Annotated in this window: 26 protein-coding genes; 11 read left to right on the forward strand and 15 right to left on the reverse strand. The window is 66.0% G+C overall.

All coding sequences use genetic code 11. From position 1 onward, the window contains the following. Nucleotides 1-55: 55 nt before the first annotated feature. From G9Q80_RS04325 to G9Q80_RS04370, 10 genes are all read left to right on the forward strand, one after another. Nucleotides 56-1,024, forward strand: coding sequence for a substrate-binding domain-containing protein (locus G9Q80_RS04325; protein ID WP_088716565.1), 969 nt, complete (start codon nucleotides 56-58; stop codon nucleotides 1,022-1,024). Nucleotides 1,025-1,120: 96 nt separating this feature from the next. Beyond that, on the forward strand, nucleotides 1,121-2,140 hold the full coding sequence (locus G9Q80_RS04330; RefSeq protein WP_088716564.1) for an ABC transporter permease: 1,020 nt from the start codon (nucleotides 1,121-1,123) through the stop codon (nucleotides 2,138-2,140). Nucleotides 2,141-2,150: 10 nt separating this feature from the next. Next, nucleotides 2,151-3,149, forward strand: coding sequence for an ABC transporter permease (locus G9Q80_RS04335; RefSeq protein WP_088716563.1), 999 nt, complete (start codon nucleotides 2,151-2,153; stop codon nucleotides 3,147-3,149). Nucleotides 3,150-3,166: 17 nt separating this feature from the next. Beyond that, a complete protein-coding gene (locus tag G9Q80_RS04340; RefSeq protein ID WP_043145866.1) occupies nucleotides 3,167-3,991 on the forward strand; it encodes an ATP-binding cassette domain-containing protein in 825 nt (274 codons plus the stop codon). A 93-nt stretch (nucleotides 3,992-4,084) separates the two neighbouring features. Continuing rightward, entirely contained in the window at nucleotides 4,085-5,089 is a 1,005-nt protein-coding gene (locus tag G9Q80_RS04345; protein ID WP_088716604.1) for a Gfo/Idh/MocA family oxidoreductase, read from the forward strand. Next, nucleotides 5,086-6,045 (forward strand): sugar phosphate isomerase/epimerase family protein, encoded by a 960-nt coding sequence (locus tag G9Q80_RS04350; RefSeq protein WP_088716562.1) that lies wholly within the window; start codon nucleotides 5,086-5,088, stop codon nucleotides 6,043-6,045. Before G9Q80_RS04345 ends, G9Q80_RS04350 begins: the two co-directional genes overlap by 4 nt. A gap of 4 nt (nucleotides 6,046-6,049) precedes the next feature. Next, complete coding sequence (locus G9Q80_RS04355) at nucleotides 6,050-7,111, forward strand: fatty acid desaturase (RefSeq protein ID WP_088716561.1); 1,062 nt, start codon at nucleotides 6,050-6,052, stop codon at nucleotides 7,109-7,111. A gap of 18 nt (nucleotides 7,112-7,129) precedes the next feature. Continuing rightward, nucleotides 7,130-7,441, forward strand: a complete 312-nt coding sequence (locus G9Q80_RS04360) for a MocE family 2Fe-2S type ferredoxin (protein WP_043145873.1) — start codon at nucleotides 7,130-7,132, stop codon at nucleotides 7,439-7,441. Between the two features lie 88 nt (nucleotides 7,442-7,529). Continuing rightward, the gene (locus G9Q80_RS04365; RefSeq protein WP_088716560.1) at nucleotides 7,530-8,303 is read left to right on the forward strand and encodes a TIM barrel protein; all 774 of its coding nucleotides are present in this window, start codon (nucleotides 7,530-7,532) and stop codon (nucleotides 8,301-8,303) included. Nucleotides 8,304-8,320: 17 nt separating this feature from the next. Further along, nucleotides 8,321-9,145 carry a 3-methyl-2-oxobutanoate hydroxymethyltransferase gene (locus tag G9Q80_RS04370; protein WP_088716559.1) on the forward strand — a complete coding sequence of 275 codons (825 nt, stop codon included), beginning with the start codon at nucleotides 8,321-8,323 and terminating at the stop codon, nucleotides 9,143-9,145. Between the two features lie 36 nt (nucleotides 9,146-9,181). Here the strand turns inward: G9Q80_RS04370 and G9Q80_RS04375 are convergent, their stop codons facing one another. From G9Q80_RS04375 to katG, 12 genes are all read right to left on the reverse strand, one after another. Further along, nucleotides 9,182-10,270 carry an alcohol dehydrogenase family protein gene (locus tag G9Q80_RS04375; RefSeq protein ID WP_332835999.1) on the reverse strand — a complete coding sequence of 363 codons (1,089 nt, stop codon included), beginning with the start codon at nucleotides 10,268-10,270 and terminating at the stop codon, nucleotides 9,182-9,184. Beyond that, on the reverse strand, nucleotides 10,263-10,859 hold the full coding sequence (locus G9Q80_RS04380; RefSeq protein ID WP_043145878.1) for a TetR/AcrR family transcriptional regulator: 597 nt from the start codon (nucleotides 10,857-10,859) through the stop codon (nucleotides 10,263-10,265). The genes G9Q80_RS04375 and G9Q80_RS04380 overlap by 8 nt, the downstream gene beginning before the upstream one ends. A 99-nt stretch (nucleotides 10,860-10,958) precedes the next feature. Continuing rightward, nucleotides 10,959-11,729, reverse strand: a complete 771-nt coding sequence (locus tag G9Q80_RS04385) for a PaaX family transcriptional regulator C-terminal domain-containing protein (RefSeq protein WP_088716557.1) — start codon at nucleotides 11,727-11,729, stop codon at nucleotides 10,959-10,961. A 16-nt stretch (nucleotides 11,730-11,745) separates the two neighbouring features. Next, a complete protein-coding gene (gene paaZ / locus G9Q80_RS04390) occupies nucleotides 11,746-13,782 on the reverse strand; it encodes a phenylacetic acid degradation bifunctional protein PaaZ (protein WP_088716556.1) in 2,037 nt (678 codons plus the stop codon). Between the two features lie 65 nt (nucleotides 13,783-13,847). Further along, entirely contained in the window at nucleotides 13,848-14,609 is a 762-nt protein-coding gene (locus G9Q80_RS04395; RefSeq protein ID WP_088716555.1) for a Phenylacetic acid catabolic protein, read from the reverse strand. A 10-nt stretch (nucleotides 14,610-14,619) separates the two neighbouring features. Then, nucleotides 14,620-15,687, reverse strand: a complete 1,068-nt coding sequence (paaE, locus tag G9Q80_RS04400; RefSeq protein ID WP_088716554.1) for a 1,2-phenylacetyl-CoA epoxidase subunit PaaE — start codon at nucleotides 15,685-15,687, stop codon at nucleotides 14,620-14,622. A gap of 12 nt (nucleotides 15,688-15,699) precedes the next feature. After that, entirely contained in the window at nucleotides 15,700-16,158 is a 459-nt protein-coding gene (gene paaD / locus G9Q80_RS04405; RefSeq protein ID WP_088716553.1) for a 1,2-phenylacetyl-CoA epoxidase subunit PaaD, read from the reverse strand. 6 nt (nucleotides 16,159-16,164) lie between these two features. Further along, on the reverse strand, nucleotides 16,165-16,926 hold the full coding sequence (paaC, locus tag G9Q80_RS04410; protein ID WP_088716552.1) for a 1,2-phenylacetyl-CoA epoxidase subunit PaaC: 762 nt from the start codon (nucleotides 16,924-16,926) through the stop codon (nucleotides 16,165-16,167). Continuing rightward, a complete protein-coding gene (paaB, locus tag G9Q80_RS04415) occupies nucleotides 16,926-17,264 on the reverse strand; it encodes a 1,2-phenylacetyl-CoA epoxidase subunit PaaB (RefSeq protein WP_074622948.1) in 339 nt (112 codons plus the stop codon). The genes paaC and paaB overlap by 1 nt, the downstream gene beginning before the upstream one ends. Before the next feature lie 45 nt (nucleotides 17,265-17,309). Further along, nucleotides 17,310-18,287, reverse strand: coding sequence for a 1,2-phenylacetyl-CoA epoxidase subunit PaaA (gene paaA / locus G9Q80_RS04420; protein ID WP_069210274.1), 978 nt, complete (start codon nucleotides 18,285-18,287; stop codon nucleotides 17,310-17,312). Between the two features lie 25 nt (nucleotides 18,288-18,312). After that, nucleotides 18,313-19,515, reverse strand: coding sequence for a 3-oxoadipyl-CoA thiolase (pcaF, locus tag G9Q80_RS04425; protein WP_043145890.1), 1,203 nt, complete (start codon nucleotides 19,513-19,515; stop codon nucleotides 18,313-18,315). A gap of 483 nt (nucleotides 19,516-19,998) precedes the next feature. Continuing rightward, on the reverse strand, nucleotides 19,999-22,164 hold the full coding sequence (gene katG, locus G9Q80_RS04430; RefSeq protein WP_088716551.1) for a catalase/peroxidase HPI: 2,166 nt from the start codon (nucleotides 22,162-22,164) through the stop codon (nucleotides 19,999-20,001). Nucleotides 22,165-22,366: 202 nt separating this feature from the next. On the opposite strand from katG, the gene G9Q80_RS04435 reads away from it, so the two are divergent. Beyond that, nucleotides 22,367-23,275, forward strand: a complete 909-nt coding sequence (locus tag G9Q80_RS04435) for a hydrogen peroxide-inducible genes activator (protein ID WP_088716550.1) — start codon at nucleotides 22,367-22,369, stop codon at nucleotides 23,273-23,275. Between the two features lie 96 nt (nucleotides 23,276-23,371). Here the strand turns inward: G9Q80_RS04435 and G9Q80_RS04440 are convergent, their stop codons facing one another. From G9Q80_RS04440 to sucD, 3 genes are read right to left on the reverse strand one after another with little or no spacing between them, the layout of a single operon-like run. After that, nucleotides 23,372-24,610, reverse strand: a complete 1,239-nt coding sequence (locus G9Q80_RS04440) for a CoA transferase (RefSeq protein ID WP_043145896.1) — start codon at nucleotides 24,608-24,610, stop codon at nucleotides 23,372-23,374. Continuing rightward, nucleotides 24,607-25,476: an HTD2 family dehydratase gene (locus G9Q80_RS04445; RefSeq protein WP_232786380.1), complete on the reverse strand. Its 870-nt coding sequence runs from the start codon at nucleotides 25,474-25,476 to the stop codon at nucleotides 24,607-24,609. The genes G9Q80_RS04440 and G9Q80_RS04445 overlap by 4 nt, the downstream gene beginning before the upstream one ends. Then, the gene (sucD, locus tag G9Q80_RS04450; RefSeq protein WP_043145900.1) at nucleotides 25,473-26,369 is read right to left on the reverse strand and encodes a succinate--CoA ligase subunit alpha; all 897 of its coding nucleotides are present in this window, start codon (nucleotides 26,367-26,369) and stop codon (nucleotides 25,473-25,475) included. Before sucD ends, G9Q80_RS04445 begins: the two co-directional genes overlap by 4 nt. Between the last annotated feature and the right edge of the window lie 9 nt (nucleotides 26,370-26,378).

Here is a 26,378-nt window from a genome sequence, read left to right on the forward strand (position 1 = left end):
CACGACTGACCAATGCCGTCCGACCGACGACGGCAAACAGGGGAGGAGACCCTAAATGAAACTGAGCACGTTCCTTGCGACCACCGCCGCCCTCGCCATCGGCGCATCGGCCGCCTACGCCGAAGGCGCGGACATCTTCGTCATCGGCGGCAAGCCCGACGATCCGTTCTGGTCGATCGTCAAGCGCGGCGCCGAAGACGCGGCCCTCGTGGTCGAGGCACAGGGCGGCTCTGTCACCTGGCTGGGCCCGCAGAATTACGACAACCTCGGCGTAGACGCGGCGGAACTGATCCGCCAGGCCATCGACCAGGGCGCCGACGGCGTCGTCGGCCCGAACTGGGTGCCCGAGGCGATGGACCCGGCCTTTCAGGCGGTCGTGGACGCGGGCATCCCGCTGGTCATCTACAACGCCGGCGGCCTCGAGGCCGCCGACCGGCTGGGCGCGCTGAACTACGTCGGCGCGGTCGATTACCTGGCCGGTGTCGCCGGCGGCGAATGGCTGGGCAACAACGGCGGGACCGTCGGGCTCTGCGTCAACTCGCTGCCCGGCGCGGCCAATATCGAGGATTACTGCAACGGCTTCGCCGAGGGCATGGAGAACACCGGCCACATCGCGACCACCCTGCCCCTGCCCGCGACCGCTCAGGGCAACGTCGCCGCCGTGGCCCAGGCCGTGCGCGCGCACCTGCTGCAGAACCCGGACATCAACGCCGTCTTCGCCACCGCGAACCTCGATGCCGTCGGCATCGTCCAGGGCATCCAGCAGGCGGGCAAGGCCGGCCAGGTGCAGATCTGCGGCATCAACTTCGACGAGGCGATCCTGACCAACATCAAGAACGGTCAGCAGGCCTGCGCCATCGACCAGCAGGGGTATCAGCAGGGCTTCTACGCCGTGTCGATCCTGAACGGTCACATCAACTACGGCCTGTCGATCCCGACCCGCGAGATCCTGACCGGCCCCGGCGTCGTCGATGCGTCGAACATCGACGCGACCATGCTGGGCGCAGGCAAGGGCACGCGCTGAGCGCCCCCACGGGCACCGGGCCGCGCCGCCGCGCGGCCCATCCATCACGACAAACGGGAGGCCGGGCGCCTTTGACGCGACCGGAACGGGAGAGACATGTCACCTGACGCGCCAAGAACCAGCGGCCCAGCCGCAAGCATCGGCAACCTGATCCGCCGGCCCGAGTTCGGAACCCTGATCGGGACGATCGTCGTCTACATCTTCTTCGCCAGCCTCGGCGGCAAGGTCTTTCTCGGCGCGCCCGGCTGGTCCGCCTTCCTGACGATGGCGGCCGAGGTCGGCATCATCGCCCTGCCCGTCGGCCTGCTGATGATCGCCGGAGAGCTGGACATTTCCGTGGGCGCCATCGTGCCCGCCGCCGCGCTGACCTGCGCGTTGGTGTCCGGCCACTACGACCTGCCCACCTGGTACGGCGTCCTTGCCGGGCTCGCGGTCGGGCTGATGATCGGTTTCATCAACGGCTACCTGGTGTCGCGCACCGCGATCCCCTCGCTCATCATCACCATCGGCACGATGTTCGGCACGATGGGCCTGACCCTGGGACTGACGGTGCTGATCGCGGGATCGACCGGGGTCTTCATGACGCCCGACCCGGTGGCCAAGCTGATGCTGGGCGAGTCCATCAACTTCATGTTCCGCGTCACCATTTTCTGGTGGCTGGGCTTTGCCCTGGTGATCTACTACCTGCTGCATGTCGCGCCCTGGGGGAACTGGGTCTTTGCCCTGGGCGGCGACCGCGACAGCGCGCGCAATGCCGGCATCCCGATCCGCCGTGTGACCATCAGCCTCTACATGCTCAGCGGTTTTGCGGCGGCCTTTGTCGGCGTCAGCCAGGTGCTGACCTTCGGCAGCGCGCAGGTCGCGGCGGGACAAGCCTTCATCTTCAATTCGATCATGTGCGTGGTCATCGGCGGCGTGCTGCTGACCGGCGGCGCCGGGTCGGTGGTGGGCATCGTGCTGGGCACGCTGACCTTTTCCATCGTCAACCAGGGCATCTTCTTCAGCGGACTCGATCCGAACTACGGCAGCATCATCATCGGGGCGCTCCTGCTGATCGCGGTGATGTCCAACGACACCTTCCGCAAGCTCGCCCTGAGCTACGCGACAAAGAAGTGAGGCCGGGACCATGACAGACCTCTTCGGAACCTTCCTGCGCAAGCCCGCCGCGGGCGCCATCCTCAGCCTGGTCGGCGTGATCGCCTTCTTCGTGATCTTCGGCGGCGTGGACCTGGGCAAACTGGCGGGCGCCGCCAGCTGGGTGAACTTTGCAGCCAACCTCGGGATCGTGGCCATCCCGGTGGGCATGCTTATGATCGCGGGCGAGCTGGACATCTCGATCGGGGCGATGATCCCGGCGGGGTCGATGACCACCGCCATCGTCTCGGGCCATTACGAACTGCCCATCGCCGTCGGCATGATCTGCGCGCTGGGCCTGGGCGTGATCGTGGGCACGATCAACGGCGTGCTGGCCAATCGCACCACGGTCCCCTCGCTGATCATCACGCTGGGCACGCTGGTCGCCATGCAGGGTGTCGTCCTGGCCGCCGCCAAGATCCTGACCGGCAAGGCCAGCGTCGCGCTGACCGCCCCGGGCGGGGCCAAGTTCACCTTTGGCCAGCTGATCGGCGGCAGCCACCAGGTCATCATCCTGTGGTGGATCGCGCTGGCGCTGGTCCTGTGGTTCGTGATGCATGCCACGCGCTACGGCAACTGGATCTTCGCGATGGGCGGCGACAAGGACAGCGCCCGCAACGCCGGCATTCCCGTCCGCCAGATGACCGTCGCGCTCTTCATCCTGTCAGCCACGGCCGCCAGTTTTACCGGCATGTGCCAGGCGATCCTGTTCAATTCGGCCCAGGTCTCGGGCGGCATGAACATCATCTTCAACGTGATCGTCAGCGTCGTCGTCGGCGGCACCCTGCTGACCGGCGGCTTTGGCTCCGTGGCCGGGATCTTCTTTGGCACGCTCACCTTCGCGGTGGTCAACCAGGGCATCTACTTTACCCAGATCGACCGCAACTGGTCGAACCTGATCATCGGGGTGATGCTGCTGGTGGCCGTCGCCATGAACGAAAACTTCCGGACCCTGGCGATGACCGCCGTCCGCAAGAAGAAACCCGCTTGAGAGGGAGGCCCGGACCAATGGCTGACAAGACCCCCGTGATCGAACTTCGCAATGTCGACAAGAGTTTCGGCCCCATCGACGTGTTGCATGAAATCTCGCTCAAGGTGAACGAGGGCGAGGTGCTCTGCCTGCTGGGCGACAATGGCGCCGGCAAGTCGACGCTGATCAAGACACTGGCCGGCGTGCATCAACCCACCCGCGGAGAGATCCTGCTGGACGGCCAGCCGGTGCGCTTTTCCCGGCCCAAGCAGGCACAGGAAATGGGCATTGCCACGGTGCACCAGTTCGGCGGCACCTTTCCCCTGATGTCCATCGGGCGCAGCTTTTTCGCCGGAGTCGAACCGACCCGGGGCTGGGGGCCGTTCAAGGTCTACGACCGCAAGACCGCCAACCGGATCGCCGTCGAGGCGGTGCAGAACTTCGGCATCACCCGCATCGACGACGGCGACCGCCTGGTCGGCGGCCTGTCGGGCGGGGAACGGCAGTCGCTGGCCATCGCCCGCGCGGTGCATTTCGGCGCCCGCGTGCTGATCCTCGACGAGCCGACCGCCGCGCTGGGGGTGAAACAGGCCGCCCATGTCCTGCGCATCGTGAACGAGGCCAAGCGACGCGGGCTGGCGGTGATCTTCATCACCCACCAGGTCATGCACGCGATGGCCGTGGGCGATCATTTCGCCGTCCTGATCCGTGGCGCCATCGCCGCCGACTTCCGCAAGGGAGAGAAGACCCGCGAGGAAATCGCCGACCTGATGGCCGGCGGCGAAAGCATGGCCGACCTGGAATCCAGCATCGAAGGCTACATGGAAAGCCATGACGGCCATGTGCCGCCGCCGGTGCACTGAGGTCTTTCACATCATGCAAACGCCCTCGTGGCGTTTGACGGCAACGTGTTCGCGGGCATCCTTCGCGAACCCAATATCATGACGGAGCACAAGATGAGCATTCGCATCGCCGTGATCGGCGCGGGACTGATGGGGGCCGATCACGCCGCAATCGTGGCAGAGGACCTGCCCGGGGCCACCCTTCAACTGGTCTGCGACATGGACGCCGCCCGCGCGCGCGCGGTGGCTGACAGGCTGGGCGCCACCGATGTCTCGACCGATCCAGAGGCCGCCATCACCCGCGACGATGTCGACGCGGTCATCATTGCCAGCCCCGATTTCACCCATGCGCCGCTCAGCACAGCCTCTATCCGCGCGGGCAAGCGGGTGCTCTGCGAGAAACCCCTGTCGCAATCGCCACAGGAATGCGTCGAGGTCATGCAAGCCGAAGGGGCCGCGGGGGCGAAACACGTCATGCTGGGCTTCATGCGCCGCTACGACCAGTCCTACATCGAGATGAAAGAGGCGCTGACAGGCGGCCAGCTGGGCCGCGCGCTGATGATGCACAACTTTCACCGCAACGTGGAAACCCCGGCGGCCGATTTCACCGGCGCGATGGCGATCACCAATTCCGCACCGCATGAGTTCGACGTGGTCCGCCACGTCCTGACCTGCGACTACACCGCGATCTCTGCCTACCAGCCCCAGCGATCGGATTCCGTGGTGGCCCCGGTCGTCATGGTGCTGGAAACCGATGACGGCCAGCTTGTGACCATCGAGGTCAACAACAACGCCGCCTATGGCTACGACGTGCGCGCGGAACTGGTGGGCGAGCAGGGCAGCATCGCCACGAACAACGTCGCCTACACCCGCACCGACATGAAACTGGCCGCCGCCACCCGCTACGAGGCCGACTGGCGCGGGCGCTACCACGAGGCCTACGTCCGCCAGAACCGCGACTTCCTGCGCTTTGTCGAAACCGGCGCCTTCCCGGCGACGGCTGCGGATTGCTGGGACGGCTACTGCGCCGCGCAGGTCGCGCAGACCGGCGTCACCGCGCTGGAAACAGGTCGGAAATGCGCGGTCGAGATGATCGCCAAACCGGAGTTCTACGCATGAAACTTGGCTTTGTCTCCGACAGTCTCGGCGCCATGTCGCTGGACGACATGCTGGCCCATGCCCGGCGCATGGGTGTATCCGGCATCGAGGTGAACACCTGCGGCTGGACCACCGCACCGCATTTCGACCTGGCCAAGATGCTGGGCAATAGCGCCGCGCAAAAGGCCTATCGACAGAAATTCGCGGATCACGGGCTGGAGATCATCAGCCTGAATGCCAACGGCAACCCGCTGCATCCCACCGACCGGACCCAGGGGGATGCCCTGCTGGACACGATACGCACCGCCGGCGAAATGGGGATCGAGACGGTCTGCACCATGTCCGGCCTGCCCGCGGGCGCACCCGGCGACACCATGCCGAACTGGGTGGTCTCCTCCTGGCCGCCGGAGACGCAGGAGATCCTGCGCTTTCAATGGGACGATGTGCTTTTGCCGTTCTGGGAGGGCGTCACCGCCGTCGCCCGCGAAAGCGGCGTGAAACGGATTGCGCTGGAGCTGCACGGCAACCAATGCGTCTACAACGTGCCCTCGCTGTTCAAGCTGCGCGAGGCCATCGGCCCGGTGATCGGCGCCAACCTGGACCCCAGCCACCTGATGTGGATGGGCGCCGACCCGCTGGTCGCCGCCGAGGCGCTGGGAGAGGCCATCTACCACGTCCACGCCAAGGACACGCTCCTGAACGCGCCGGTGCAGGCAACGACATCGCTGCTGGAAAACGGCTCACTCATGGATATCCCGGCGCGCAGCTGGTCCTACATCACGCTGGGTTTCGGCCACGGCGAGGAATGGTGGCGGCAGTTCTGCTACCGGCTGCGGATGGCGGGTTACGACGGCTGGCTGTCGATCGAACACGAGGACGTCCTGCTGAACGCGCTCGAAGGGTTGGAGAAATCCGTGGCGCTCCTGCAGAACGTGATGCCCTCGGCCCCGGCCGATTTCAAACCGCAGGAGATCTGAGCCAATGCCCCGCGACTACAGCCTGACCGGGCCGGATGCCCGCCGCGCCGTCGATGCGGGGCTGGTGACCGAGGACTGGTACAGAACGCCCATCGACCGCAAGGAGATGAAGGCGCTGATGAAACGTGCCGACCAACCCGCCATCCGTGACACGGTGATCCTGTTCGGGCTGATGGTGGGCCTTGCGGGGATCGCCATCGCGCTGATGCCCTCATGGTGGTCCGTGCCCTTCTGGCTGGCCTATGGCGTGCTTTATGGGTCGGCGATGGACTCGCGCTGGCACGAATGCGGGCACGGTACCGCCTTCAAGACGCGCTGGATGAACCAGCTTGTCTACCAGGTCGCCTGTTTCTGCATGATGCGCGACCCGTGGTGCTGGAAATACAGCCACGCCCGGCACCATTCCGACACGATCATCGTGGGCCGCGATCCGGAAATCGCCATCATGCGGCCGGTCGTGGCGCTCAAGGTCGCCTCGAACCTTCTGGGGCTGATCGATGTGCCCGACGGGCTGCGCCGCATGGTCGTCCATGCCTCTGGCCGGATGCTGCCGGACGAGGAGACCTATGTCGAAGCGGTCTTTTACCCGAAAACCTTCCGCACCGCGCGGATCTGGCTGGCGATCTACGCGCTGACCGTCCTGACCGCCGTCCTGTTCCAGTCCTGGGTCCCGCTGCTGCTGATCGGCCTGCCGCGCCTGTACGGCTGCTGGCACATGGTCCTGACCGGCTGGCTGCAACACGGCGGGCTGGACGACAACGCGCTGGATCATCGGCTCAACAGCCGCACGGTCTACATGAACCCGGTCAGCCGCTTCATCTACTGGAACATGAACTACCACGTCGAACACCACATGTTCCCGCTGGTGCCCTATTACCGCCTGCCGGAGCTGCACCGGGTCTGCGCCTTTGATTTCCCGGCGCCGAACCGGTCGATCCCGCAGGCCTTTGCCGAGATGCTGCCGGTGCTCTGGCGCCAGCGGCACGACCCCGATTTCCACCTGCGCCGTCCCCTGCCCGACAGCGCCCACCCCTACCACGACGGCCCGCGCGCCAGCGCCGGCTGACAGACCAAGGAGACCCCAATGGCAGACTGGATTGACGCCTGTGCCGCAAGCGACATCGACGAAGAGGACGTGATCCGTTTCGATCACGGCAGCCGGACTTTCGTGATAGTGCGCGACCACCAGGACAACTACTATTGCACCGACGGGCTGTGCACCCACGAGGACGTGCACCTTGAAGATGGGCTGGTGGTCGAGGCGACCATCGAATGCCCCAAGCATTCGTCGATCTTCGACTGTTCCACCGGAGAGGTGGAAACGCCGCCCGCCTGCGAGAACCTGCACACCTATCCCACCAAGGTCGAGAACGGCCGCGTCTTCGTCGAACTGTGAGGCGACGACCCCGCCTTGGACCCGACCCGGGGCCGCGGGCCAATCTGACGGTCCGGTCCGTCGGCCCACCCACACGAAAGGAAAGCGCATGACCTTCCAACTCGCCGCCTGCGCGGAAATGCTCTGGCTGGACAAGCCCATCGCCTGGCGCGCCGCGCGCCTGCACGAGATGGGCTTTGGCGTCGGTCTCTGGAACTGGCCCGAATGGGACCTCGATGCACTGGAAAAAACCGGCGCCAGTTTCACCATCATGAACGGCTATCTGCGCGGTCGCCTGTCGGATGCCGAAGGCGCCGACCTGCTGGTGAACTCCGCCCGTGAAACCGCGCAGGTCGGCAAGCGGCTGGGCGTCGCGCGGCTGAACCTGCACGGCACCGGCCTGGGCGACGGCGGCCTGCCGATCCCGCAGCACACGGCCTTTGCCCCCGGCATGTGGCTGCGCGCGCGCGATACGCTGCACCGGATCTGCGACATGGCCGAGGAAGAGGGCGTGACCTTCACCCTCGAAAACCTCAACCTGCGCGAACATCCGGGCTGTCCCTTCAACACGACCGCCGACGTGCTGTCGCTGGTCTCGGCGGTGGACCGGCCGCAGCTGCGCATCAACCTCGATCTGTACCACACTCAGATCGGCGAGGGTGACGTGATCCGCTGGGCCGAGGCCTGCCTGCCCTGGATCGGAGAATACCAGGTCGCCGACAACCCGGGCCGGTTCGAGCCGGGGACCGGAGAGATGAACTATCCCGTCATCGCCCGCGCGCTGACCAAAATGGGCTATGATGGCCCGGTCGCCTTCGAGGGCTATGCCAAGACCGATCCCGAAACCGCGCTGGAGGCCTTCCGCGCGGCCTTCACGGTCTGACGTCAAGGAACGATCCCATGAGCATCTACCACAACCGTCCGCTTGTCTCGGACATCCGCGCCATGAAGAAACGCGGCGAAAAGATCTCGATGCTTTTCGTCACCACCCCCGACGAGGCCGCCGCGGCCGCCGAAGCCGGCATCCACATGCTGTCGATCGAGGGCCGGTTCTTCGACGCTGAAATGCGCGAGGCGGCGGGCGACTGTTTCGTCCAGGTCGGCCTGCCCTACGGCGGCTGGGGCAGTTTCCAGGGCCGTCCTCTGGCCACCGGAGAGGACTACTTGCGCGCCGCCTTCCACTACGCGGCGCTTGGCGGCGACGCGGTCTATTGCGCGGCCTCCTACGACATCCAGAAACTGCTGTGCGACAATCACATCGCGGTGGTGGGCCACATCGGCCTGATCCCGTCCTACATCACCTGGACCGGCTGGCGCGCGGTGGGCAAGACCGCCGACGAGGCGCTGGCCCTGTGGCACCATACGCAGATGCTGGAACGTATCGGCGTCTTCGGCGCCGAGCTGGAAGTCGTGCCGGACCGCGTGGCCAGGTACCTGACCGAGAACTCCTCGCTGGTCATGCTGGGCATGGGGGCGGGTAAATACGCCGATGCGCAGTATCTCTTTACCGAGGATGTCTGTGGCTATGGCAAGACCCACAAGCCGCGCCACGGCAAGACCTACCGCAACTTCGCGCCCGAGCTGGAAAGACTGCAGGCCGAACGCATCGCCGCCTTCAGGGAATACAAGGCCGACGTGGACAGTGGCGGGTATCCGGCGGATCAGCACAGCGTCACGATCCAGGACGCCGAGTTCGACGCCTTCATGACCGCGGCCCGCTCCTGACCCGCACATCGATCGCCAAACACCCGGCCCGGGGGATCAGACCCCGGGCGGGATCAGGACGAACTTGCCGACATGGGTCTTGGCCAGGAAATCCCTCTGCGCCGTCACGATCTGGTGCAGCGGATAGGTCCGGGCCACCAGCGGGCGGATCTCGCCCCGTTCGACATAGCCGATGAGGTCGGGAAAGACCGTCTCATCCCAGGCCGTGGTGCCGATCACCTGCCGGTCGTGCAGGTACAGCTCGCGCATGTCCAGCGGCACCACCGGCCCGGCGATGGCCCCGGAGCTCACCAGCCGCCCGCCCCGCCGCAGCACCGCGAGCCTGCCCGGAAACCCGTCCCCGGCGACATTGTCGACCACCAGGTCGATGCTGCCCGCGCCCAGCACCTTTTCCGGGTCATCCGCCCGTGCGATGCACCGGGATGCCCCCAGCTCGTACAGCAGCTCCATCTTGCCGGGGCTGGTCTGGGCAATGACCTCGGCACCGCGCCGCGCGGCCAGTTGCACCGTGGCCGAGCCCACCCCGCCCGAGGCGCCGCTGACCAGCACACGCTCTCCGGCGCGCAGTCCCGCACGCTGCAGCATGTTCTCGGCCGTGCCGTAGGCGCAGGGCACAGAGGCCAGTTCCGCATCGCTCCAGTCGCAGCCGACGGAAAAGACCTCGGTCGCGGGCACCTTGACGTATTGGGCAAAGGCACCGTCGAAATCCGACGCCATCCACACCGTGTCCATATGATCGAAACCGCGCGTCCGCATGCAGGGCCGCACCAGGACCCGCCGACCGATCAGTTTCTGGTCCGCATCCGGCGCCGCCTGCACGACCCGTCCGCAGCAATCAGTGCCCTGGATCAGCGGAAAGGGCGTGGCCGCGTTCCAGCCCCCATCGGCGCGCTCCTCGGGCGGTCCATCGGAGGTGGCCGCCGTGTCCGTCTTGACCCCGGAGGAATACCAGCCCAGGCGCGTGTTGATCTCGGTGTTGTTCACACCAGCGGCCAGAACTTTCAACAGTACCTCGCCGGGGCCGGGGACGGGCACCGGGACGTCGCGATATTCCAGCCGGTCGTAACCGCCGTTGCCCGTGGTGACGACCGCTTTCATGGTCGCGGGCAAAGGTGTCTCAGACACCTTCAATCCCCTTCAGCGTCAAGTTGGTGACAAGCTGGGCGTATTCCTCGCGGGCATCGCTGCCGGCACCGCCGTTCCACATGTAGTACCAGTTCAACATGCCAAAGACGGACATGGTGACAGAGCGCAGCTTGCGCGCATCCGCCGCCAGCGGATCTGGCGCGATCTCGGCCAGGATGGCCGAGAGATGGTTGACCATGTCGCGCTGGTAGGCGCGCAGCACCTTCTGCTTGTCCTCGGGCAGGGCCTCCAGCGCGGAAATCTGCACCTTGTGGTGGTCGTCGGCGCCCTGGTAGGCCCGCAACACCGCGCGCACGGTGTCCAGCAGACGATCCTGCGGGGTGGCACCCGGCGCGGGATCAACGCAGACACGGGCGTGCAGGGCCGACAGGTAGCTGTCCAGCAGGTCGAACAGCAGCGCGTCCTTGCCCGCGTAGTAGTGGTAGATATTGGCCTTCGAGATGCCGCAGCCCGCCGCAATCCGGTTCATCGAGGCGCGGTCGAATCCTTCGGCGGCAAAGACCTGTGCCGCGCAGTTCAGGATTTGCGCGCGTTTCTCGTCGTGATCCTTGGCGATGGGGCGTGCCACGGTCTCTCCTCGCTCCCTGTCCCGATCCTTTACCGGGGTTTGGCGGGGAAATTAACTGACCGAATGGTCGGTGACAACATCGGACAGGACCCGGCCTCCTCAGGCCGCCGCCGACAGCCTGTCCAGCCCCGGCGCGGGCAGGCGCTGCAACAGCCGCGCCGTCCCGGCCCGACAGGCCGGACCGGCCCAGGCCGCGGGCAGCACGAAATCCGGAAGTTCCGGCACTTTCAGCACGATGCGCCGCCAGCTGTGCACGATCAGCACCCGCAGGGCGGCGGTTTGCAGCGGGTCCGGCGCACCGGCGGCCGCCAGCGCCGCCTCGGCCCGCGTCAGCCGGGCCGCCAGGTCAGCCGACAGCGCCACGGTCATGGCATCGCAGGTCTTGTCGCGCATCCAGCGCGGCAAGGGCCTGTCGGGGTCGATCGGCGTGGCAAAGGCCTCTGCCCCGGCGGGCGGATGCGCGGTCAACACCGCGTGCGGCGTGACCCAGACATCGTTGCGCGTCCATTCCAGCGGAGAGGCCGGATCGGTCAGCACCAGAAAGGCCGCCTCGGCGGGTGGATCGGTGGCATAGATGCGCGGGCTGGCGGCCACGGTCTGCGCCCGGCCCTCGGGCGTCAGGCGGTAAAGACTGGACCGGCCCGCGCGCTCGCTTTCGATCCAGCCGTCCTTGCGCAGGCGGTGCAGGGCCACGCGCATGGCTTCGGGTTTTATCCCGACACGGCTCATGATCTCGCCCAGGACAGTGCCCGGCAGGGCCGAGCCATCCTGCGCAAGATCACCGAAGACGGTGACAAGCAGCGACCAGACGCGCGGGGGGATCTCCCCCCGCAGGTCGCTGACCGCTGCTTCGAAGGCCGTGCTGTCCATCGTCTCCTGTCTGCGCTCAGGCGCTGTAGGCGTTCATCGTCAGCAGCTCGTATTCCGCCACCGACTCGCCATCCTGGTTGGTCAGCGTCACGTGCCAGCGCACCTCGCCATAGTCATCCGTCCGGCGCGTCTTCTGCTTGACGGTCAGGCGCACGTTCAGCGCATCCCCGGCCACCACCGGCTTCATGAAGCGTAGCCCGTCCAGCCCGGTATTGGCCAGCACAGGGCCTTCGTTCGGCTCGACGAACATGCCCGCCGCAAAACTCAACAGCAGGTAGCCATGCGCGACACGCCCCGGGAAGAAGGGATTCCGCGCGGCGGCCTCCTCGTCCATGTGGGCATAGAAGGTGTCGCCGGTGAATTCCGCGAAATGCTCGATGTCGGCAAGCGTGATCTCACGCGGGCCCGCATGCAGCGTCTCGCCAATCGCCAGGTCGTCGAAACCGCGGGTAAAGGGATGCGCCGGGGCCTCGACTTCTGCCGCGCCGGGCACCCAGCGGTTGCCGATGGCGCTCAGCATGTCCGGGCTGCCCTGGATCGAGGTCCGCTGCATGTAGTGCATCACGCCGCGCACGCCGCCCATTTCCTCGCCGCCGCCCGCGCGACCGGGGCCGCCGTGGACAAGATGCGGCATCGGCGAACCATGCCCGGTGCTTTCCTTCATGCTGTTGCGGTCGTTGAAGTACAGCCGCCCGTGGAAGGCGCCCGCGCCCAGCGCAACCTCGCGCGCGACCGCCGGATCATGGGTGATGACAGAGGCCACCAGCGACCCGCCGCCGCGATTGGCGATCTGCACCGCGTGCCCCAGGTCGCGATAGCCCATGACGGTGGACACAGGGCCAAAGGCCTCGGTGTCGTGGATGCGCTCCGCCTTGTCCGGGTCGGCGCAGTGGAACAGCATCGGCGGCAGGAAGGCACCCTTGGCCCCATCCGCGCCATGCACCTCGAAGGCGTCGGGATCGCCAAAGACCCGCTCTGCCTCGGCGCCGATCACCTTTGCCTTTTCCAGCACATCGCGTTTCTGGCCGTTGGAGACCAGCGCCCCCATGCGCGTGGCCTCTGCCCGGGGATCGCCGATCGGCGTCTTGGCCAGCCGCGCGCTCAGCGCCTCGATCACCGCCGGAACATGTGCCTCGGGCGCGATGATGCGGCGGATCGCGGTGCATTTCTGCCCGGCCTTCACGGTCATCTCGCGGTGCACTTCCTTGACGAAGAGATCGAACTCGGGCGTGCCGGGTTCCGCGTCCGGCCCCAGGATCGAGGCGTTCAGGCTGTCCTGTTCGGCCACGAAGCGCACCGATTCACGCAACAGGTGCGGGTTCGACCGCAGTTTGAGCGCCGTGTCCGCCGAGCCGGTGAAACTCACCGCGTCCTGGCAGGTCAGCCGGTCCAGCATGTCGCCCAGGCCGCCCGCCACGAATTGCAGCGCGCCCTCGGGCAGCAGACCGCTTTCCAGCATCAGCCGCACCGCCAGTTCGGTGACGTAGCAAGTGGCGGTGGCCGGCTTCACGATGGCAGGCACCCCCGCCAGCAGGGTCGGCCCCAGCTTTTCCAGCATCCCCCAGACCGGGAAGTTGAAGGCGTTGATATGCACCGCGACACCCTGCAGCGGCGTGCAGATGTGATGGCCAAGGAACTGCCCCGAGCGCGACATCTGTTCGACATCGCCGTCGAGATAGACATGCCCGTCCGGCATCTCGCGCCGCCCCTTCGAGGCAAAGACGAAGAGCGTGGCAATGCCGCCGTCGATGTCCAGCCCGTGATCGCGCGCCGTCGCCCCGGTGTTGAACGACAGGTCATATAGCTCCTGTTTGTGCTGCGACAGGTGCTGCGCCAGCGCCTTGAGCATCTTGGCCCGCTGGTGGAAGGTCATCGCGCGCAGCGCCGGGCCGCCTTTGTCGCGGGCGAAGGCCAACATCGCCTCCACGTCCAGCGCGTCGTTGCCCGCGTGGCCCAGCACCTCGCCGGTGACCGCGTTTTCAAAGCTGCGTGCGCCGGTGCCCGGTGCAACCCATTGGCCCGCCGCATAGCTCTTGATCTCAAGAAGGCTCATCCTTCCCCCCTGTCCTGCCGGTCGCGCCCGGCGGTTCATTGAATCTCTGTCTCAGGCCCGTTTGTTCAGGCCGTCTCTGTCAGGCCCAGCCGGGTCAGCGCGGCATCCAGCCGCTTTTCCCATTCGGCCCGCATCTCGGGCGCGCTGGCATGGCGCAGGCCCCAGGCCTTCAGTTGCGCCATGCGCGTCTCTGACGGGTCGCCAAAGACCGCCGCCACGCGCGGGCGCCAGTAGGCCAGGCTCTTGGCAATCGCCGCCCCCTGCCCCTCGGCCCCCAGCCGCTCCAGCCCTTCTTCGGCCAGTTCGGTGTGGCGCCGTTCCACGGGCAGGACCTCGCGCAGCGCCTCGGCCAGCGGCTGGTAGGTGACGCGCGCCATGTCCTCCAGCTGCACGGAGACCGCATGGCCCATGCAGAGGTTCATCACCACCGCGTCGGCCCAGCCGTCCAGCGGGTAGTTGAAGACCGACAGGCGCATGTCATGGGTGGACCGTGTCGATCCCGGCGCCGTGTCGCGCGGCAGGCGGTCGGTCCAGGGGTGGTGGCCGACGTAGCGGTCGGTATTGGCCCCGAATTCGCCCATCAGGCGCAACACCCTGTCCGCGTGATCGGTCTTTTCCAGCACGATCCGCGCGGCGGCGATGCGTTCCTTGATCCCCGGCCCGTCGTTGATCACATCGGCAAAGCCCGCCGCCCCCGCCAACTCGCTGTCGACGAAGATACTCATCAGCTTCATCAACTCGGCGCGGTAACGGGGCGGCACATTGGCCGGATTGGTCAGCCGCCCACCCTGGGCCAGGTAGTCGGCAATGTTCATCTCGTCCGTCATGGCATCCCCCTTACTGGTCGTAGTCCACGACCACGCGGTCGGTGAGCGGGTAGGACTGGCAGGACAGGACGTAGCCACGTTCGACCTCGTAATCCTCCAGCGCGTGATTGGCGATCATCTCGACCTCGCCCTCGATCACCCGGCACTTGCAGGTGGAGCAGACCCCGGCCTTGCAGGCATAGGGCGCGTCCAGCGCGTTTTCCAAAGCCGCGTCGAGAACCGAAAGGTCCTTGTCCATCTCAAAGCTGCGCGTGGTGCCGTCCAGCGTGACGGTCGCCTGCGTACGCGCCGCCTGTGTGCCCGCCTCGGTACTGGTGGCCTTGCGCGCCAGCCGTCCGGGCTGGGCGCTTGCAAACAGCTCGAACTTGATCTGCTCCTCGGTCAGGCCGTGATCCTTCAGCGCCTTGGCAATGCCCAGCATCATCGGCTCCGGCCCGCAGATGAACGCCGTGTCGACGTTTTCGACGTCGATCCAGTGTTCGAACAGGGCATCACACTTCTCGGCATCGACGCGGCCCTGGAACAGGTCGATGTCCATCGCGTCCGATTCCAGGACGTGGATGATGTTGAGCCGCCCCATGTAGAGGTTTTTCAGATCTTCCAGTTCCTCGCGGAACATGATCGAGTTCACGCCCCGGTTGGCATAGACCAGCGTGAAATCCGACCGCGGCTCCGTCGACAGGACGGTCTTGAGGATCGACAACACCGGGGTGATCCCCGACCCGCCGGCAAAGCCCAGGTAGCTGCGGCTGACCGCCGGGTCGAGCGGGGTGTGAAAGCTGCCCATCGGCTCCATCGCTTCCAGCACCATGCCCGGTTGCAGGTCCTCGTTGGCCCAGGTCGAAAAGGCGCCGCCGTCGACCTTCTTGATCCCCACCTGCAACAGGCCCTCTCCCCGGCCGGCACAGATGGAATAGGAACGGCGCACCTCTGTGCCGTCGAAATCGCGGCGGAAGGTCAGGTACTGCCCCTGGATGAAGTCGAAGCTTTCGCCGTTCGCCGGTTCCAGCGTCACGACAACCGCATCGCGGATGGTCTTTTTCACGTCACGGACGGTCAGTTCATGAAAGCGCGGCATCGGCCACCCTCCTCAGATGCACTTGAAATAGTCGAAAGGCTCCAGGCAGTCGGTACACCGCCAATGCGCCTTGCAGGGAGTCGAGCCGAACTGGCTCACACGGGTGACGTTCCTGGACGCGCAATGCGGGCACTTTTCCGGCCCGCCCGCAGGTTGCGGAGGGGCGATCCCGTAGTCCTCCAGCCGGGACCGCCCCTTCTCGCTCAGCCAGTCCGTCGTCCAGGGCGGAGCGATCCGCGTCTCGATCTTCACGTCCTTGATGCCCCGGTCGCGCAGCGCTGTCTCGATATCCATCGAGATCACGCTGGTCGCCGGACAGCCCGAATAGGTCGGCGTCACCGCCACCTTGACGGTCTCGCCCTCCAGCATCACCTCGCGCACGATGCCCAGGTCGACGACAGAGATCACGGGGATCTCGGGGTCCGGCACCTCGTCCAGCCAGCCCCAGATCTGATCCACACTCACGGTCATGGCGGTTTACCAGCGCGCGCCCGGATAGGCCCGTTGCAGCCACTGCATCTGCGTCAGCATGTGTCCCAGGTGTTCGGAATGCCGGAACCCGGTCTTGCCGCCCGCATGGGCAAAATCGCTGTCGGGGATGACCAGCGTGGCCTCGCTCATGGTCTCCTGCACCGCCGCGTCCCAGGCCGCGCGCAAGGACGACGGTTCCGGCGCGATGCCTTCACCCGCCATGATCCCGCTGACCTCGTCATCGGTGAACATCTCGCCCGCGTAGGGCCAGAGCAGGTCCAGCGCCGCCTGCATCCGCCGGTGGCTCTCGCTGGTGCCGTCGCCCAGGCCGATCACCGTGTCGCGCGAGCGTTCGACGTGATAGGCCACTTCCTTGACCGCCTTCGCCGCGATCCCCGCCACCCTCTCGTCCGAGGACTGGGCCAGCTTTTGCAGCAGCAGAACATGCGCCTGGTCAAAGAGATACTGCCGCATCATCGTCTGGCCGAAATCGCCGTTCGGCTGTTCCGCCAGCAGCACGTTGCGGAAATCCCAGGCGTCGCGCAGCATCGCCAGATCGTCGGCGGACCGGCCCTCGCCCTCGACCTCTCCGGCAAGGCCCAGCCACATCTGCGTCTGCCCGATCAGGTCCAGCGCGGTGTTGGCCAGCGCGATATCCTCTTCCAGCACCGGCGCATGTCCGCACCATTCGCTGACCCTGTGACCAAGCACGAGGGTATTGTCCCCCATCCGGCAGAGGAATTCGAAAAACGCCATGTCGCGAGTCATTACATCGCCCCCACTTCTTCGGGGATGTCGAAGAAGGTCGGGTGACGATAGACCTTGGACTCCGACGGCTCGTAGAGCGGCCCCTTGTCCGAAGGCGAGGAGGCCGCGATATGCCGCGCCTCGACCACCCAGATGCTGACACCCTCGTTGCGGCGGGTATAGACGTCGCGGGCGTTCTTGACGGCCATGTCCGCGTCCGGCGCGTGCAGCGACCCGACGTGGCGGTGGCTCATGCCGTGCTGGCCACGGATGAAGACCTCCCAGAGCGGCCATTCGTGGCGCTTGGGTTTCGTGGCTTGATCCGGCGTGTCCGGATAGGCTGCGTTCGGGGAACTCATCTCAACTTCCTCCCAATCTCGATACCGGGCGCACCCGGGGGGCCATCACTCGGCCGCGACCTTGCGCGCGGCCTTCTTCTCGGCATGGGCCAGCAGCCCGTCGCGCACCCATTTGCCATCGTCCCAGGCCTTGTTCCGCGCCGCCAGGCGTTCGCGGTTGCACGGCCCGTTGCCCTTGAGCACGTCAAAGAACTCGGACCAGTCGGGCTGCGAGAAATCGTAGTGCCCGGTCTCCTCGTTCCATTTCAGGTTCTCGTCCGGAACGGTCAGCCCAAGGTATTCGGCCTGCGGCACGGTCTGGTCGACGAACTTCTGACGCAGCTCGTCATTGGTGTTCATCTTGATCTTCCAGGCCATGGACTGCTCGGAATGCACGGATTCCTTGTCCGACGGTCCGAACATCATCAGGGACGGGTACCAGAAGCGGTTCAGCGCATCCTGCGCCATCTTCTTCTGCGCCGGCGTGCCAGAGGCCATCTTCATCATGATGTCGTAGCCCTGCCGCTGGTGGAAGGACTCCTCCTTGCAGATCCGGATCATCGCGCGGCTGTAGGGGCCAAAAGATGTCCGCTGCAGCGGCACCTGGTTCATGATCGCCGCGCCATCCACCAGCCAGCCGACCGCGCCCATGTCGGCCCAGGTCAGCGTGGGATAGTTGAAGATGGACGAATATTTCATCCGCCCGTCGAGTAGCATCTCGGTGATCTCGTCGCGGGTCACACCCAGCGTCTCGGCGGCGCAATACAGGTACAGCCCGTGCCCCGCCTCGTCCTGCACCTTGGCCAGCAGGATCGCCTTGCGCTCCAGCGTCGGCGCGCGGGTGATCCAGTTGCCCTCGGGCAGCTGGCCGACGATTTCCGAATGCGCGTGCTGGCCGATCTGGCGGATCAGCGTCTTGCGATAGCCCAGCGGCATCCAGTCCTTGGGCTCGATCTTCTCACCCGCGTCGATGCGGGCCTGGAAGGCGGCAAGCTTCTCGGGGTCTTCCTGCGTCGCCTCCGACTTGATCATCTGTGCATACATGGCAGAACCTCCCTGCTGATCGACTTCAAACCCGTTCGAGGACGATGGCCGCCCCCTGCCCCACGCCGACACACATGGTGCAGAGCGCGTAACGTCCCCCATTGCGCCGCAACTGGTGGGCCGCGGTCAAGACAAGACGTGCGCCCGACATGCCCAGCGGGTGCCCCAACGCGATGGCGCCACCCTGCGCGTTCACGCGCGGATCGTCATCCGCCACGCCAAGCTCGCGCAGCGTCGCCAGGCCTTGGCTGGCAAAGGCCTCGTTCAATTCTATCACATCCATCTGGTCGATGCTCAGCCCGCAGCGATCCAGCACCTTGCGGCTGGCGGGCACGGGGCCGATGCCCATGACGCGCGGCGCCACACCGGCCGATGCCATGCCCAGCACGCGGGCGATGGGTGTCAGCCCCTGCGCCTTGACCGCCGCTTCACCGGCCAGCAGCAGCGCCGCCGCCCCGTCGTTCACGCCACTGGCATTGCCGGCGGTGACGCTCAGGTCCGGCCCGTTCACGCCCTTCAGCTTGCCCAGTTTCTCTGCCGTCGTGCCGGGGCGCGGATGTTCGTCCGTATCGACGATGACCGGATCGCCCTTGCGCTGCGGCACCTCGACGGGAACGATCTCATCCGCGAACAGCCCCGCCGCCTGCGCCGCTTCCCAGCGGGCCTGCGACCGCGCCGCAAAAGCATCCTGGTCCGCGCGGCTCACGCCATAATCGGCGGCCACGTTGTCAGCGGTCTCGGGCATCGAGTCGGTGCCATACATCGCCTTCATCTTCGGGTTCACAAAGCGCCAGCCGATGGTGGTGTCGTAGACGGCGTTGGCGCGGGTAAAGGCACTGGTCGCCTTGGGCATCACGAAAGGCGCGCGGCTCATGCTTTCGACCCCGCCGGCGATGCACAGGTCGTAGTCCCCCGCCTTGATCCCGCGCGCGGCAAACCCCACCGCATCCATGCCAGAGGCACAAAGCCGGTTCACGGTCGTCCCCGGCACGCCCTCGGGCAGCCCGGCCAGCAGGGCCGCCATGCGTGCCACGTTGCGGTTGTCCTCGCCCGCCTGGTTGGCCGAGCCATAGATGACTTCGTCCACGGCGCTCCAGTCCACCGAAGGGTTGCGCGCCATCAGCGCGCTGATCGGCAGCGCCGCCAGGTCATCCGCCCTGACCGAGGACAGCGCCCCGCCATAACGTCCGATCGGCGTCCGTACCCCGTCACAGATGAAAGCGTCCATGACCGACACTCCTCCCATTAATCGACCACGCGGTCGGAATACGTCAGCTCAGAGATTCGCGCAAGAAAAAGTTACACTATTCTCACTACTGGCCATTTTGGTAACGTTTCATCCCCAACGCATCCCACCCGCATCGGACCCGCGCTCAGCCTGTTCCCCGGAGCCCTCCCTCGCTTGATGCCGATGAGAGCCGGGCGGCGCCGAAGCGCAAGGGGGCGCAGCCCCGCCGGCAGGCGGCTTGCCCTTGCGCTACGGTGACGGCGGGCTCAGGCAGCAAAAAAGCGAGGGCGGGCGCAGGAGAACAGGCGATGCTTGTTCCCTGGTGACTCCGAAAGCGAAGAACAGGCGCAGCCTGTGCAAAGGGGTTGGCGGGCGGGCGTCTTTGCGGCGCAGCCGCAAACAGTCCCGTCCCGGCGACCGCAAAACGAAAAAGGGCGCCCCGGTCTCCCGGAGCGCCCCTTCATCTCATCCAACCCGCCGTGATCAGGCGTCGATACGGTCGGCGTTCATCACCTTGGTCCAGGCCGCGACAAAGTCCTTCACGAACTTCTCGGCGCCATCGTCCTGGGCGTAGACCTCGGCATAGGCCCGCAGGATCGAGTTCGAGCCGAACACCAGGTCCACGCGCGTCGCGGTGAACTTGACCTCGCCCGTCTTGCGGTCCTGGATCTCGTAGGTGCCGTCCCCACCGGGCACCCACTTGAAGCCCATGTCCGTCAGGTTGACGAAGAAGTCGGTGGTCAGCGCCCCCGCGCGGTCGGTAAAGACGCCATGCGCCGTGCCGCCGTGGTTGGTGCCCATGACACGCATGCCACCCAGCAGGCAGGTCATTTCCGGCCCGGTCAGCCCCAACAGCTGCGCCCGGTCCAGAAGCAGTTCCTCGGCGCTGACGATGTAGTCCTTCTTCTGCCAGTTGCGGAACCCGTCCGCGACCGGCTCGAGCACGTCAAAGCTATCGGCGTCGGTCATCTCGGCACTGGCATCGCCACGGCCCGGCGTGAACGGCACCTCGATGTCGAAACCCGCCGCCTTCGCGGCCTGTTCCACACCGACGTTGCCCGCCAGCACGATGACGTCGGCAACCGAGGCGCCGGTCTCGGCCGCGATAGGCTCCAGCGCCTTCAGCACTTTCGCCAGGCGGGCCGGCTCGTTGCCCTCCCAGTCCTTTTGCGGGGCAAGCCGGATGCGCGCACCGTTGGCACCGCCGCGCAGGTCGGACTGGCGGAAGGTCCGCGCGCTGTCCCATGCGGTGGCGACCATCTCGGCGGTCGACAGGCCGCTTGCCGCGATCTTGGCCTTGACGGCGGCCACATCGTAGCCGGTCGAACCGGCGGGGATCGGATCCTGCCAGATCAGCTCCTCGGCCGGGGCGTCGGGGCCGATGTAGCGATCACGGTTGCCCATGTCGCGGTGGGTCAGCTTGAACCATGCGCGGGCAAAGCAGTCCTCGAAATACGCCTGGTCCGCCATGAACTTCTGGCAGATTTCGTTGTAGATCGGGTCCATCTTCATCGCCATGTCGGCGTCGGTCATCATCGGCATGACACGCTTGGACGAATCCGTGGGATCGACCGGCATGTCCTCTTCCTTGATGTCGATCGGGCGCCACTGGTTCGCGCCTGCGGGCGACTTGGTCAGTTCCCACTCGTAGCCGAACAGCAGCTTGAAATAGCCCATGTCCCACTTGGTGGGGTTGGTGGTCCAGGCGCCCTCGATGCCGGAGGTCACGGCATTGGTCGCCTTGCCGTCCAGGTTGGGGTTGATCCAGCCAAAACCCTGGGTCTCGACGTCCGCGCCCTCGGGCTCGGCACCCAGCGCGCCGGCGTCACCGTTGCCATGTGCCTTGCCGACGGTGTGGCCGCCACAGGTCAGGGCCGCGGTTTCCTCGTCGTTCATCGCCATGCGGGCAAAGGTCTCGCGGACCTGCGCGCCGGTCTTGATCGGGTCGGGCTGGCCGTTCACGCCTTCCGGGTTCACGTAGATCAGGCCCATCTGGACCGCTGCCAGCGGGTTCTCCATCGTGTCCGGCTTGGCCACGTCGTCATACCGGTTGTCGGACGGCGCCAGCCACTCGCGCTCTGCACCCCAGTAGGTGTCTTTCTCCGGGTGCCAGATGTCCTCGCGGCCAAAGGAAAAGCCATAGGTCTTCAGGCCCATCGACTCATAGGCCATGTTGCCGGCCAGCAGGATCAGGTCGGCCCAGCTCAGCTTGTTGCCATACTTCTTCTTGACCGGCCACAGCAGGCGGCGCGCCTTGTCGAGGTTGCCGTTGTCCGGCCAGCTGTTCAGCGGCGCGAAACGGATGTTGCCGTGACCGCCGCCACCGCGACCGTCCGCCAGGCGATAGGACCCCGCCGAGTGCCATGCCAGACGGATCATCAAGCCGCCGTAATGGCCATAGTCCGCCGGCCACCAGTCCTGGCTCTCGGTCATCAGCGCCTTGACGTCTGCCTTGACTGCCTCGAAGTCGAGGCTCTTGACCTCTTCACGGTAGTCGAAATCCGCGCCCAGCGGGTTCGACTTGCTGTCATGCTGGTGCAGGATGTCCAGGTTCAGCGTCTTCGGCCACCAGTCCGTGACCGATGTGCCGGTCTCGGTGATCGCACCGTGCATGACCGGGCATTTGCCCGCCATATCATTGCCGTCCATGATGTTCTCCCTTGGTCATAAACGTCGGTCCGGGCCTTTGCGGCCCGACCTGTTCCTTGTCTCTCTCTGGGGAGGACGCGCGCCGCGCGGGGCCCTCGCCGGCCGGCAGGGCGACTCGCTCCCTCATACCCTAGAATGTTTCTAACAAGGGATGATCATATGTTTAAGTTGTATTTTCTCATCATCGACATAACTTTCTCCTATGAAGAACCTAACGCTCCGCCAACTCCGCTATTTCGAGGCGCTGGCCCGGCATGGCCATTTCGGGCGCGCCGCCGCAGCCTGTTCGATCTCGCAGCCCGCCCTGTCGGTGCAGATCCGGGATCTGGAGGCTGACCTTGGCGCGCCGCTTTTCGAACGCGGCGCGCGGCAGGTGCGGCTGACCGCCCTGGGCGAGGCTTGTCTCAGCCGGGCGGTCGACATCCTGCGCGCCGTGGACGAGTTCGACGACCTCGCCCGCGCCGCCCAAGGCGATCTGGTCGGCCGGTTGCGCCTGGGTGTGATCCCGACCGTCGCGCCCTACCTGCTGCCCGCCCTCTTTGCCGAGCTGAACCGCAACAACGCCGGGCTTGACCTGCATGTGCGCGAAACGCTGACGCCCCGCCTGCTGGTGGAATTGCACGAGGGCAAGATCGACGCCGCCATCCTGGCCCTGCCGGTCGGGGAAACCGGGCTGCACGAGGTGGCGCTCTTCGACGAGAGCTTTGTCTTCGTCCGGCCAGAGGCCGATGCGGACGCCCCCGTGCCCGACGGGGAGGCCCTGAAAAAAATGCGCCTTCTGCTGCTGGAAGAGGGGCATTGCTTTCGCGACCAGGCGCTGAGTTTCTGCAAGCTGAGTTCCGCCACCCCGCGCGACGGGCTGGACGGGTCATCGCTGACGACACTGGTGCAGATGGTCGGGGCCGGGCTGGGCGTGACCCTGATCCCGGAAATGGCGGTGCCCGTCGAGACGCCCGCCGCCCGTGTCTCCATCGCCCGGTTCGCCGAGCCGCAACCGACACGCACGATCGGCATGGTCTGGCGCAATTCCAGCCCCCTGTCCGAGCAGTTCCGCCATTTCTCGGAAACCGTCCGCACCGCGGCGATGGTCGAGCGGCTGTCACCGAATTGATGCAGAGACCCCGGGAAACCGTGGCTTCCCGGGGTGTTATGGTCAGATCTTCTGTTTGGCGGGGAGCAACCTGACCACCATTTCAACAGGCGATGGTCATGAGGCCAGGCGGAAATCGCCGCGCGGCTGAACCGCCACGCCCTCGTCCATCAGCTTGCCGATCTCGCCCTCCGGCAGTTTCGCCACATCGGCCAGGACCTCCTCTGTGTGCTGGCCCAGTTGCGGCGCGGGACGGGGCGCCTCACGCGCGATCCCGGCGAAACTGAACGGCGAACCGGGCACACGGTAGCGACCGATCCCCGGCTGCTCGATTTCCGAGAACATCGGGTTCTCGGTCGACAGGTCCGGGTCCTCGCGCAGCGCCTGGGCAAAGCTGCGGAACTGCGACCAGGTCACGCCACCCTTGTCGAAATCCGATGAAAACTCGCTCACCTTGCGCCGTGAGAACCAGGGGGCTAGCACTTTTGTGATCTCGGCCCGATAAGTCCAGCGGACCCCCTCCTGCATCAGGTCGACGCCCAGTCGCGCCGCAAGATATCCCATGTCCTGCTCGGTGCCGGTGACCTTCATCAGGTTCTTCCACTGGCGCGGGGTCAGGGCAATCACCATGACACGCCGACCGTCGGCACAGACGAAGTCCTGCCCGTAGGCACCGTAGAGCGAATTGCCCGCCTTGGCCCGGTCGGTCCCGTTGACCGCGACCTCGCCGATGATGCCCAGGTTGCCCAGCATCGCCGCCGCCGCATCCTTCAGAGTCAGATCAACAAACTGCCCCAACCCTTTGCGAAGGCGTGCTCTTTCCGCCGCCAGGAGACCGGACACCACCATATTCCCGGCGATGCAGTCCCAGGCCGGCAGGACATGGGCGACCGGGTCGGACGACCCTTCCGGTCCCGTCGCCATCGGAAACCCTAGAGAGGGGTTCACGGTGTAATCCACCGCCGGTTTCCCGTGCCGGTCGCCACGCAGGGAGACCATGCACAGGTCCTCGCGGCGGGCCTTCAGTGTCTCGTAGTCGGTCCAGCCCTTAGCCGCGAGGTTGGTGATGAACAGCCCCGCATCTTCGCCCGGGGCACAGATGATTTCCTGCGCGATCTCCCGCCCGCGCGGGCACTTCACATCCAGCGCGACAGAGCGTTTCCCCTTGTTCATCCCCGCCCAGAAAAGGCTTTCTCCGGAGGTGGTTACAGGCCAACGCTTATAGTCCATACCGCCCTGCGGCAGGTCGAACCGGATCACGTCCGCGCCCATCTGCGCCAGGGTCATGCCCGCCAGGGGCACCGCCACGAAGGCCGAGCTTTCGACCACGCGCATGCCGTCCAGAATGCCGCTCATGTCGTCCACTCCATTCTTGCCTGCAGGCCCAGGTAGTCCTCGAAGGTGGCCGTCCCGACCTCGATGGCCCCGCCCGCCGGATCAAGAGCGCCCACAAGGCGCAGGTCGGCGTCGTGGAACATCGGATGCACCACTCGGTAGGTGAAGCGCGCGGGCGCCTTGCCCGTGTGCCGCTCGGCGGCCTCGATTGCCATTGTCGCTTGCATGGGGCCATGCACGACAAGCGCCGGGTATTTCTCCACCTGTTGCGCGTACGGCAGGTCATAGTGGATGCGGTGTGCGTTGTAAGTCGCTGCAGAATAACGGAAAAGCCGAACCTCGTTCATCGGCACACGCTCATCGTAGGCCATGCGTTCGGGCACCGGCACCTGGCGCGGCGGACGAAAGACCGGCGGGATGTCGAGGTAGACGATGTTCTGTTCTTCTTCGATCACGCCGCCCTGATCGCCGGTGGTCACGTGGTCCACGGTGACAAAGGCCATCGGCCCTGTCTTGCCTTCCTTCTGCGTCACCGCCCGGATGGTCGAGACCTTGGTCAGCCGCTCTCCGACGTGGAATACACCGGCGAACCGCACATCGCCTCCCGCCCACATGCGGCGCCGGAACGGCAAGGGCGGCAGGAAGCCGCCCAGCGCCGGATGCCCGTCCTCGCCCAGGTCGCTCATCGGGACGAATTCCGGGAAAGCGACCCAATGCCAAAGGCTTGGCAGTTCCATCCCCGGGCGCACATCGCGCTCCGGGGACAGGTCGTGGCTGACGGCGGCGTTCAGCATCCCCGCGAGGTTGGGCGTGACGCCCCCCTCGCGGGTCTCTGTCCGCCCGATCCAGTCGGTATAGTCCGGCTCCATGAGGGACGCGGCGCTCATGCTGCAGCCTTCATGCCCAGGACCTCGGCCATCGTCCGCCCCATCGCCGAAGGGTTCGGCGCGACGGTGATCCCGGCAGAGGAGAGGATCTCGACCTTTTCCTGCGCGCTTTCGCCAAAGGCGCTGATGATCGCGCCCGCATGGCCCATCTGCCGCCCCTTGGGCGCGGCCAGGCCCGCGATATAGGCGGCCACCGGCTTGGTCATGTGATCGCGGACATAGGCGGCGGCCTCTGCCTCTTGCGGGCCACCGATCTCGCCGATCATCATGATCGCATCGGTTTCCGGATCGTTTTCAAAGAGTTCCAGGATGTCCTTGAAGCTGGATCCGTTGATCGGATCGCCGCCGATACCGATGGAAGAGGAAATGCCGATGCCCAGCGATTTCATCTGGCTGGCGGCCTCGTACCCCAATGTGCCCGAGCGTCCGACGATGCCCACGCGGCCCGGCATGTAGATATGCGGCGGCATGATGCCCATGAAACCCTTGCCGGGGCTGATGATGCCCGCGCAGTTCGGCCCGATCAGGCGCATCTTGCGCTCCCGCGGGTAGCGACGGAGAAAGCGTTTCACCCGCATCATGTCCTGCGCCGGGATGCCGTCGGTCACGCAAACCGCCGTCTTGATGCCCGCATCGGCGGCTTCCATCATCGCATCGGCGGCAAAGGCCGGCGGCACGAAAAGCAGGGAGGCCTCGGCGCCGGTCGCCTCCACCGCCTCGCGGACGGTGTTGAAGACCGGGCGGTTGAGCACCGTGGTGCCACCCTTGCCGGGGGTGACGCCGGCGACGACCTTGGTGCCGTATTCGATCATCTCCTGGGCGTGGAACTGGCCGATCCGGCCCGAGAGGCCCTGGACGACGACCTTAGTGTTTTCATCAATCAGGATAGCCATATCGCGTAC

The sequence above is a fragment of the Mameliella sp. LZ-28 genome (assembly GCF_012274245.1).
Classification (GTDB): domain Bacteria; phylum Pseudomonadota; class Alphaproteobacteria; order Rhodobacterales; family Rhodobacteraceae; genus Antarctobacter; species Antarctobacter albus.

What these genes read in the sequence shown, in the direction of transcription:
- G9Q80_RS04325 (WP_088716565.1), top strand. Translation starts at nt 56, where the DNA reads ATGAAACTGAGCACGTTCCTTGCGACCACCGCCGCCCTCGCCATCGGC.
- G9Q80_RS04330 (WP_088716564.1), top strand. Translation starts at nt 1,121, where the DNA reads ATGTCACCTGACGCGCCAAGAACCAGCGGCCCAGCCGCAAGCATCGGC.
- G9Q80_RS04335 (WP_088716563.1), top strand. Translation starts at nt 2,151, where the DNA reads ATGACAGACCTCTTCGGAACCTTCCTGCGCAAGCCCGCCGCGGGCGCC.
- G9Q80_RS04340 (WP_043145866.1), top strand. Translation starts at nt 3,167, where the DNA reads ATGGCTGACAAGACCCCCGTGATCGAACTTCGCAATGTCGACAAGAGT.
- G9Q80_RS04345 (WP_088716604.1), top strand. Translation starts at nt 4,085, where the DNA reads ATGAGCATTCGCATCGCCGTGATCGGCGCGGGACTGATGGGGGCCGAT.
- G9Q80_RS04350 (WP_088716562.1), top strand. Translation starts at nt 5,086, where the DNA reads ATGAAACTTGGCTTTGTCTCCGACAGTCTCGGCGCCATGTCGCTGGAC.
- G9Q80_RS04355 (WP_088716561.1), top strand. Translation starts at nt 6,050, where the DNA reads ATGCCCCGCGACTACAGCCTGACCGGGCCGGATGCCCGCCGCGCCGTC.
- G9Q80_RS04360 (WP_043145873.1), top strand. Translation starts at nt 7,130, where the DNA reads ATGGCAGACTGGATTGACGCCTGTGCCGCAAGCGACATCGACGAAGAG.
- G9Q80_RS04365 (WP_088716560.1), top strand. Translation starts at nt 7,530, where the DNA reads ATGACCTTCCAACTCGCCGCCTGCGCGGAAATGCTCTGGCTGGACAAG.
- G9Q80_RS04370 (WP_088716559.1), top strand. Translation starts at nt 8,321, where the DNA reads ATGAGCATCTACCACAACCGTCCGCTTGTCTCGGACATCCGCGCCATG.
- G9Q80_RS04385 (WP_088716557.1), bottom strand. Translation starts at nt 11,729, where the DNA reads ATGGACAGCACGGCCTTCGAAGCAGCGGTCAGCGACCTGCGGGGGGAG.
- paaZ (WP_088716556.1), bottom strand. Translation starts at nt 13,782, where the DNA reads ATGAGCCTTCTTGAGATCAAGAGCTATGCGGCGGGCCAATGGGTTGCA.
- G9Q80_RS04395 (WP_088716555.1), bottom strand. Translation starts at nt 14,609, where the DNA reads ATGACGGACGAGATGAACATTGCCGACTACCTGGCCCAGGGTGGGCGG.
- paaE (WP_088716554.1), bottom strand. Translation starts at nt 15,687, where the DNA reads ATGCCGCGCTTTCATGAACTGACCGTCCGTGACGTGAAAAAGACCATC.
- paaD (WP_088716553.1), bottom strand. Translation starts at nt 16,158, where the DNA reads ATGACCGTGAGTGTGGATCAGATCTGGGGCTGGCTGGACGAGGTGCCG.
- paaC (WP_088716552.1), bottom strand. Translation starts at nt 16,926, where the DNA reads ATGACTCGCGACATGGCGTTTTTCGAATTCCTCTGCCGGATGGGGGAC.
- paaB (WP_074622948.1), bottom strand. Translation starts at nt 17,264, where the DNA reads ATGAGTTCCCCGAACGCAGCCTATCCGGACACGCCGGATCAAGCCACG.
- paaA (WP_069210274.1), bottom strand. Translation starts at nt 18,287, where the DNA reads ATGTATGCACAGATGATCAAGTCGGAGGCGACGCAGGAAGACCCCGAG.
- pcaF (WP_043145890.1), bottom strand. Translation starts at nt 19,515, where the DNA reads ATGGACGCTTTCATCTGTGACGGGGTACGGACGCCGATCGGACGTTAT.
- katG (WP_088716551.1), bottom strand. Translation starts at nt 22,164, where the DNA reads ATGGACGGCAATGATATGGCGGGCAAATGCCCGGTCATGCACGGTGCG.
- G9Q80_RS04435 (WP_088716550.1), top strand. Translation starts at nt 22,367, where the DNA reads ATGAAGAACCTAACGCTCCGCCAACTCCGCTATTTCGAGGCGCTGGCC.
- G9Q80_RS04440 (WP_043145896.1), bottom strand. Translation starts at nt 24,610, where the DNA reads ATGAGCGGCATTCTGGACGGCATGCGCGTGGTCGAAAGCTCGGCCTTC.
- G9Q80_RS04445 (WP_232786380.1), bottom strand. Translation starts at nt 25,476, where the DNA reads ATGAGCGCCGCGTCCCTCATGGAGCCGGACTATACCGACTGGATCGGG.
- sucD (WP_043145900.1), bottom strand. Translation starts at nt 26,369, where the DNA reads ATGGCTATCCTGATTGATGAAAACACTAAGGTCGTCGTCCAGGGCCTC.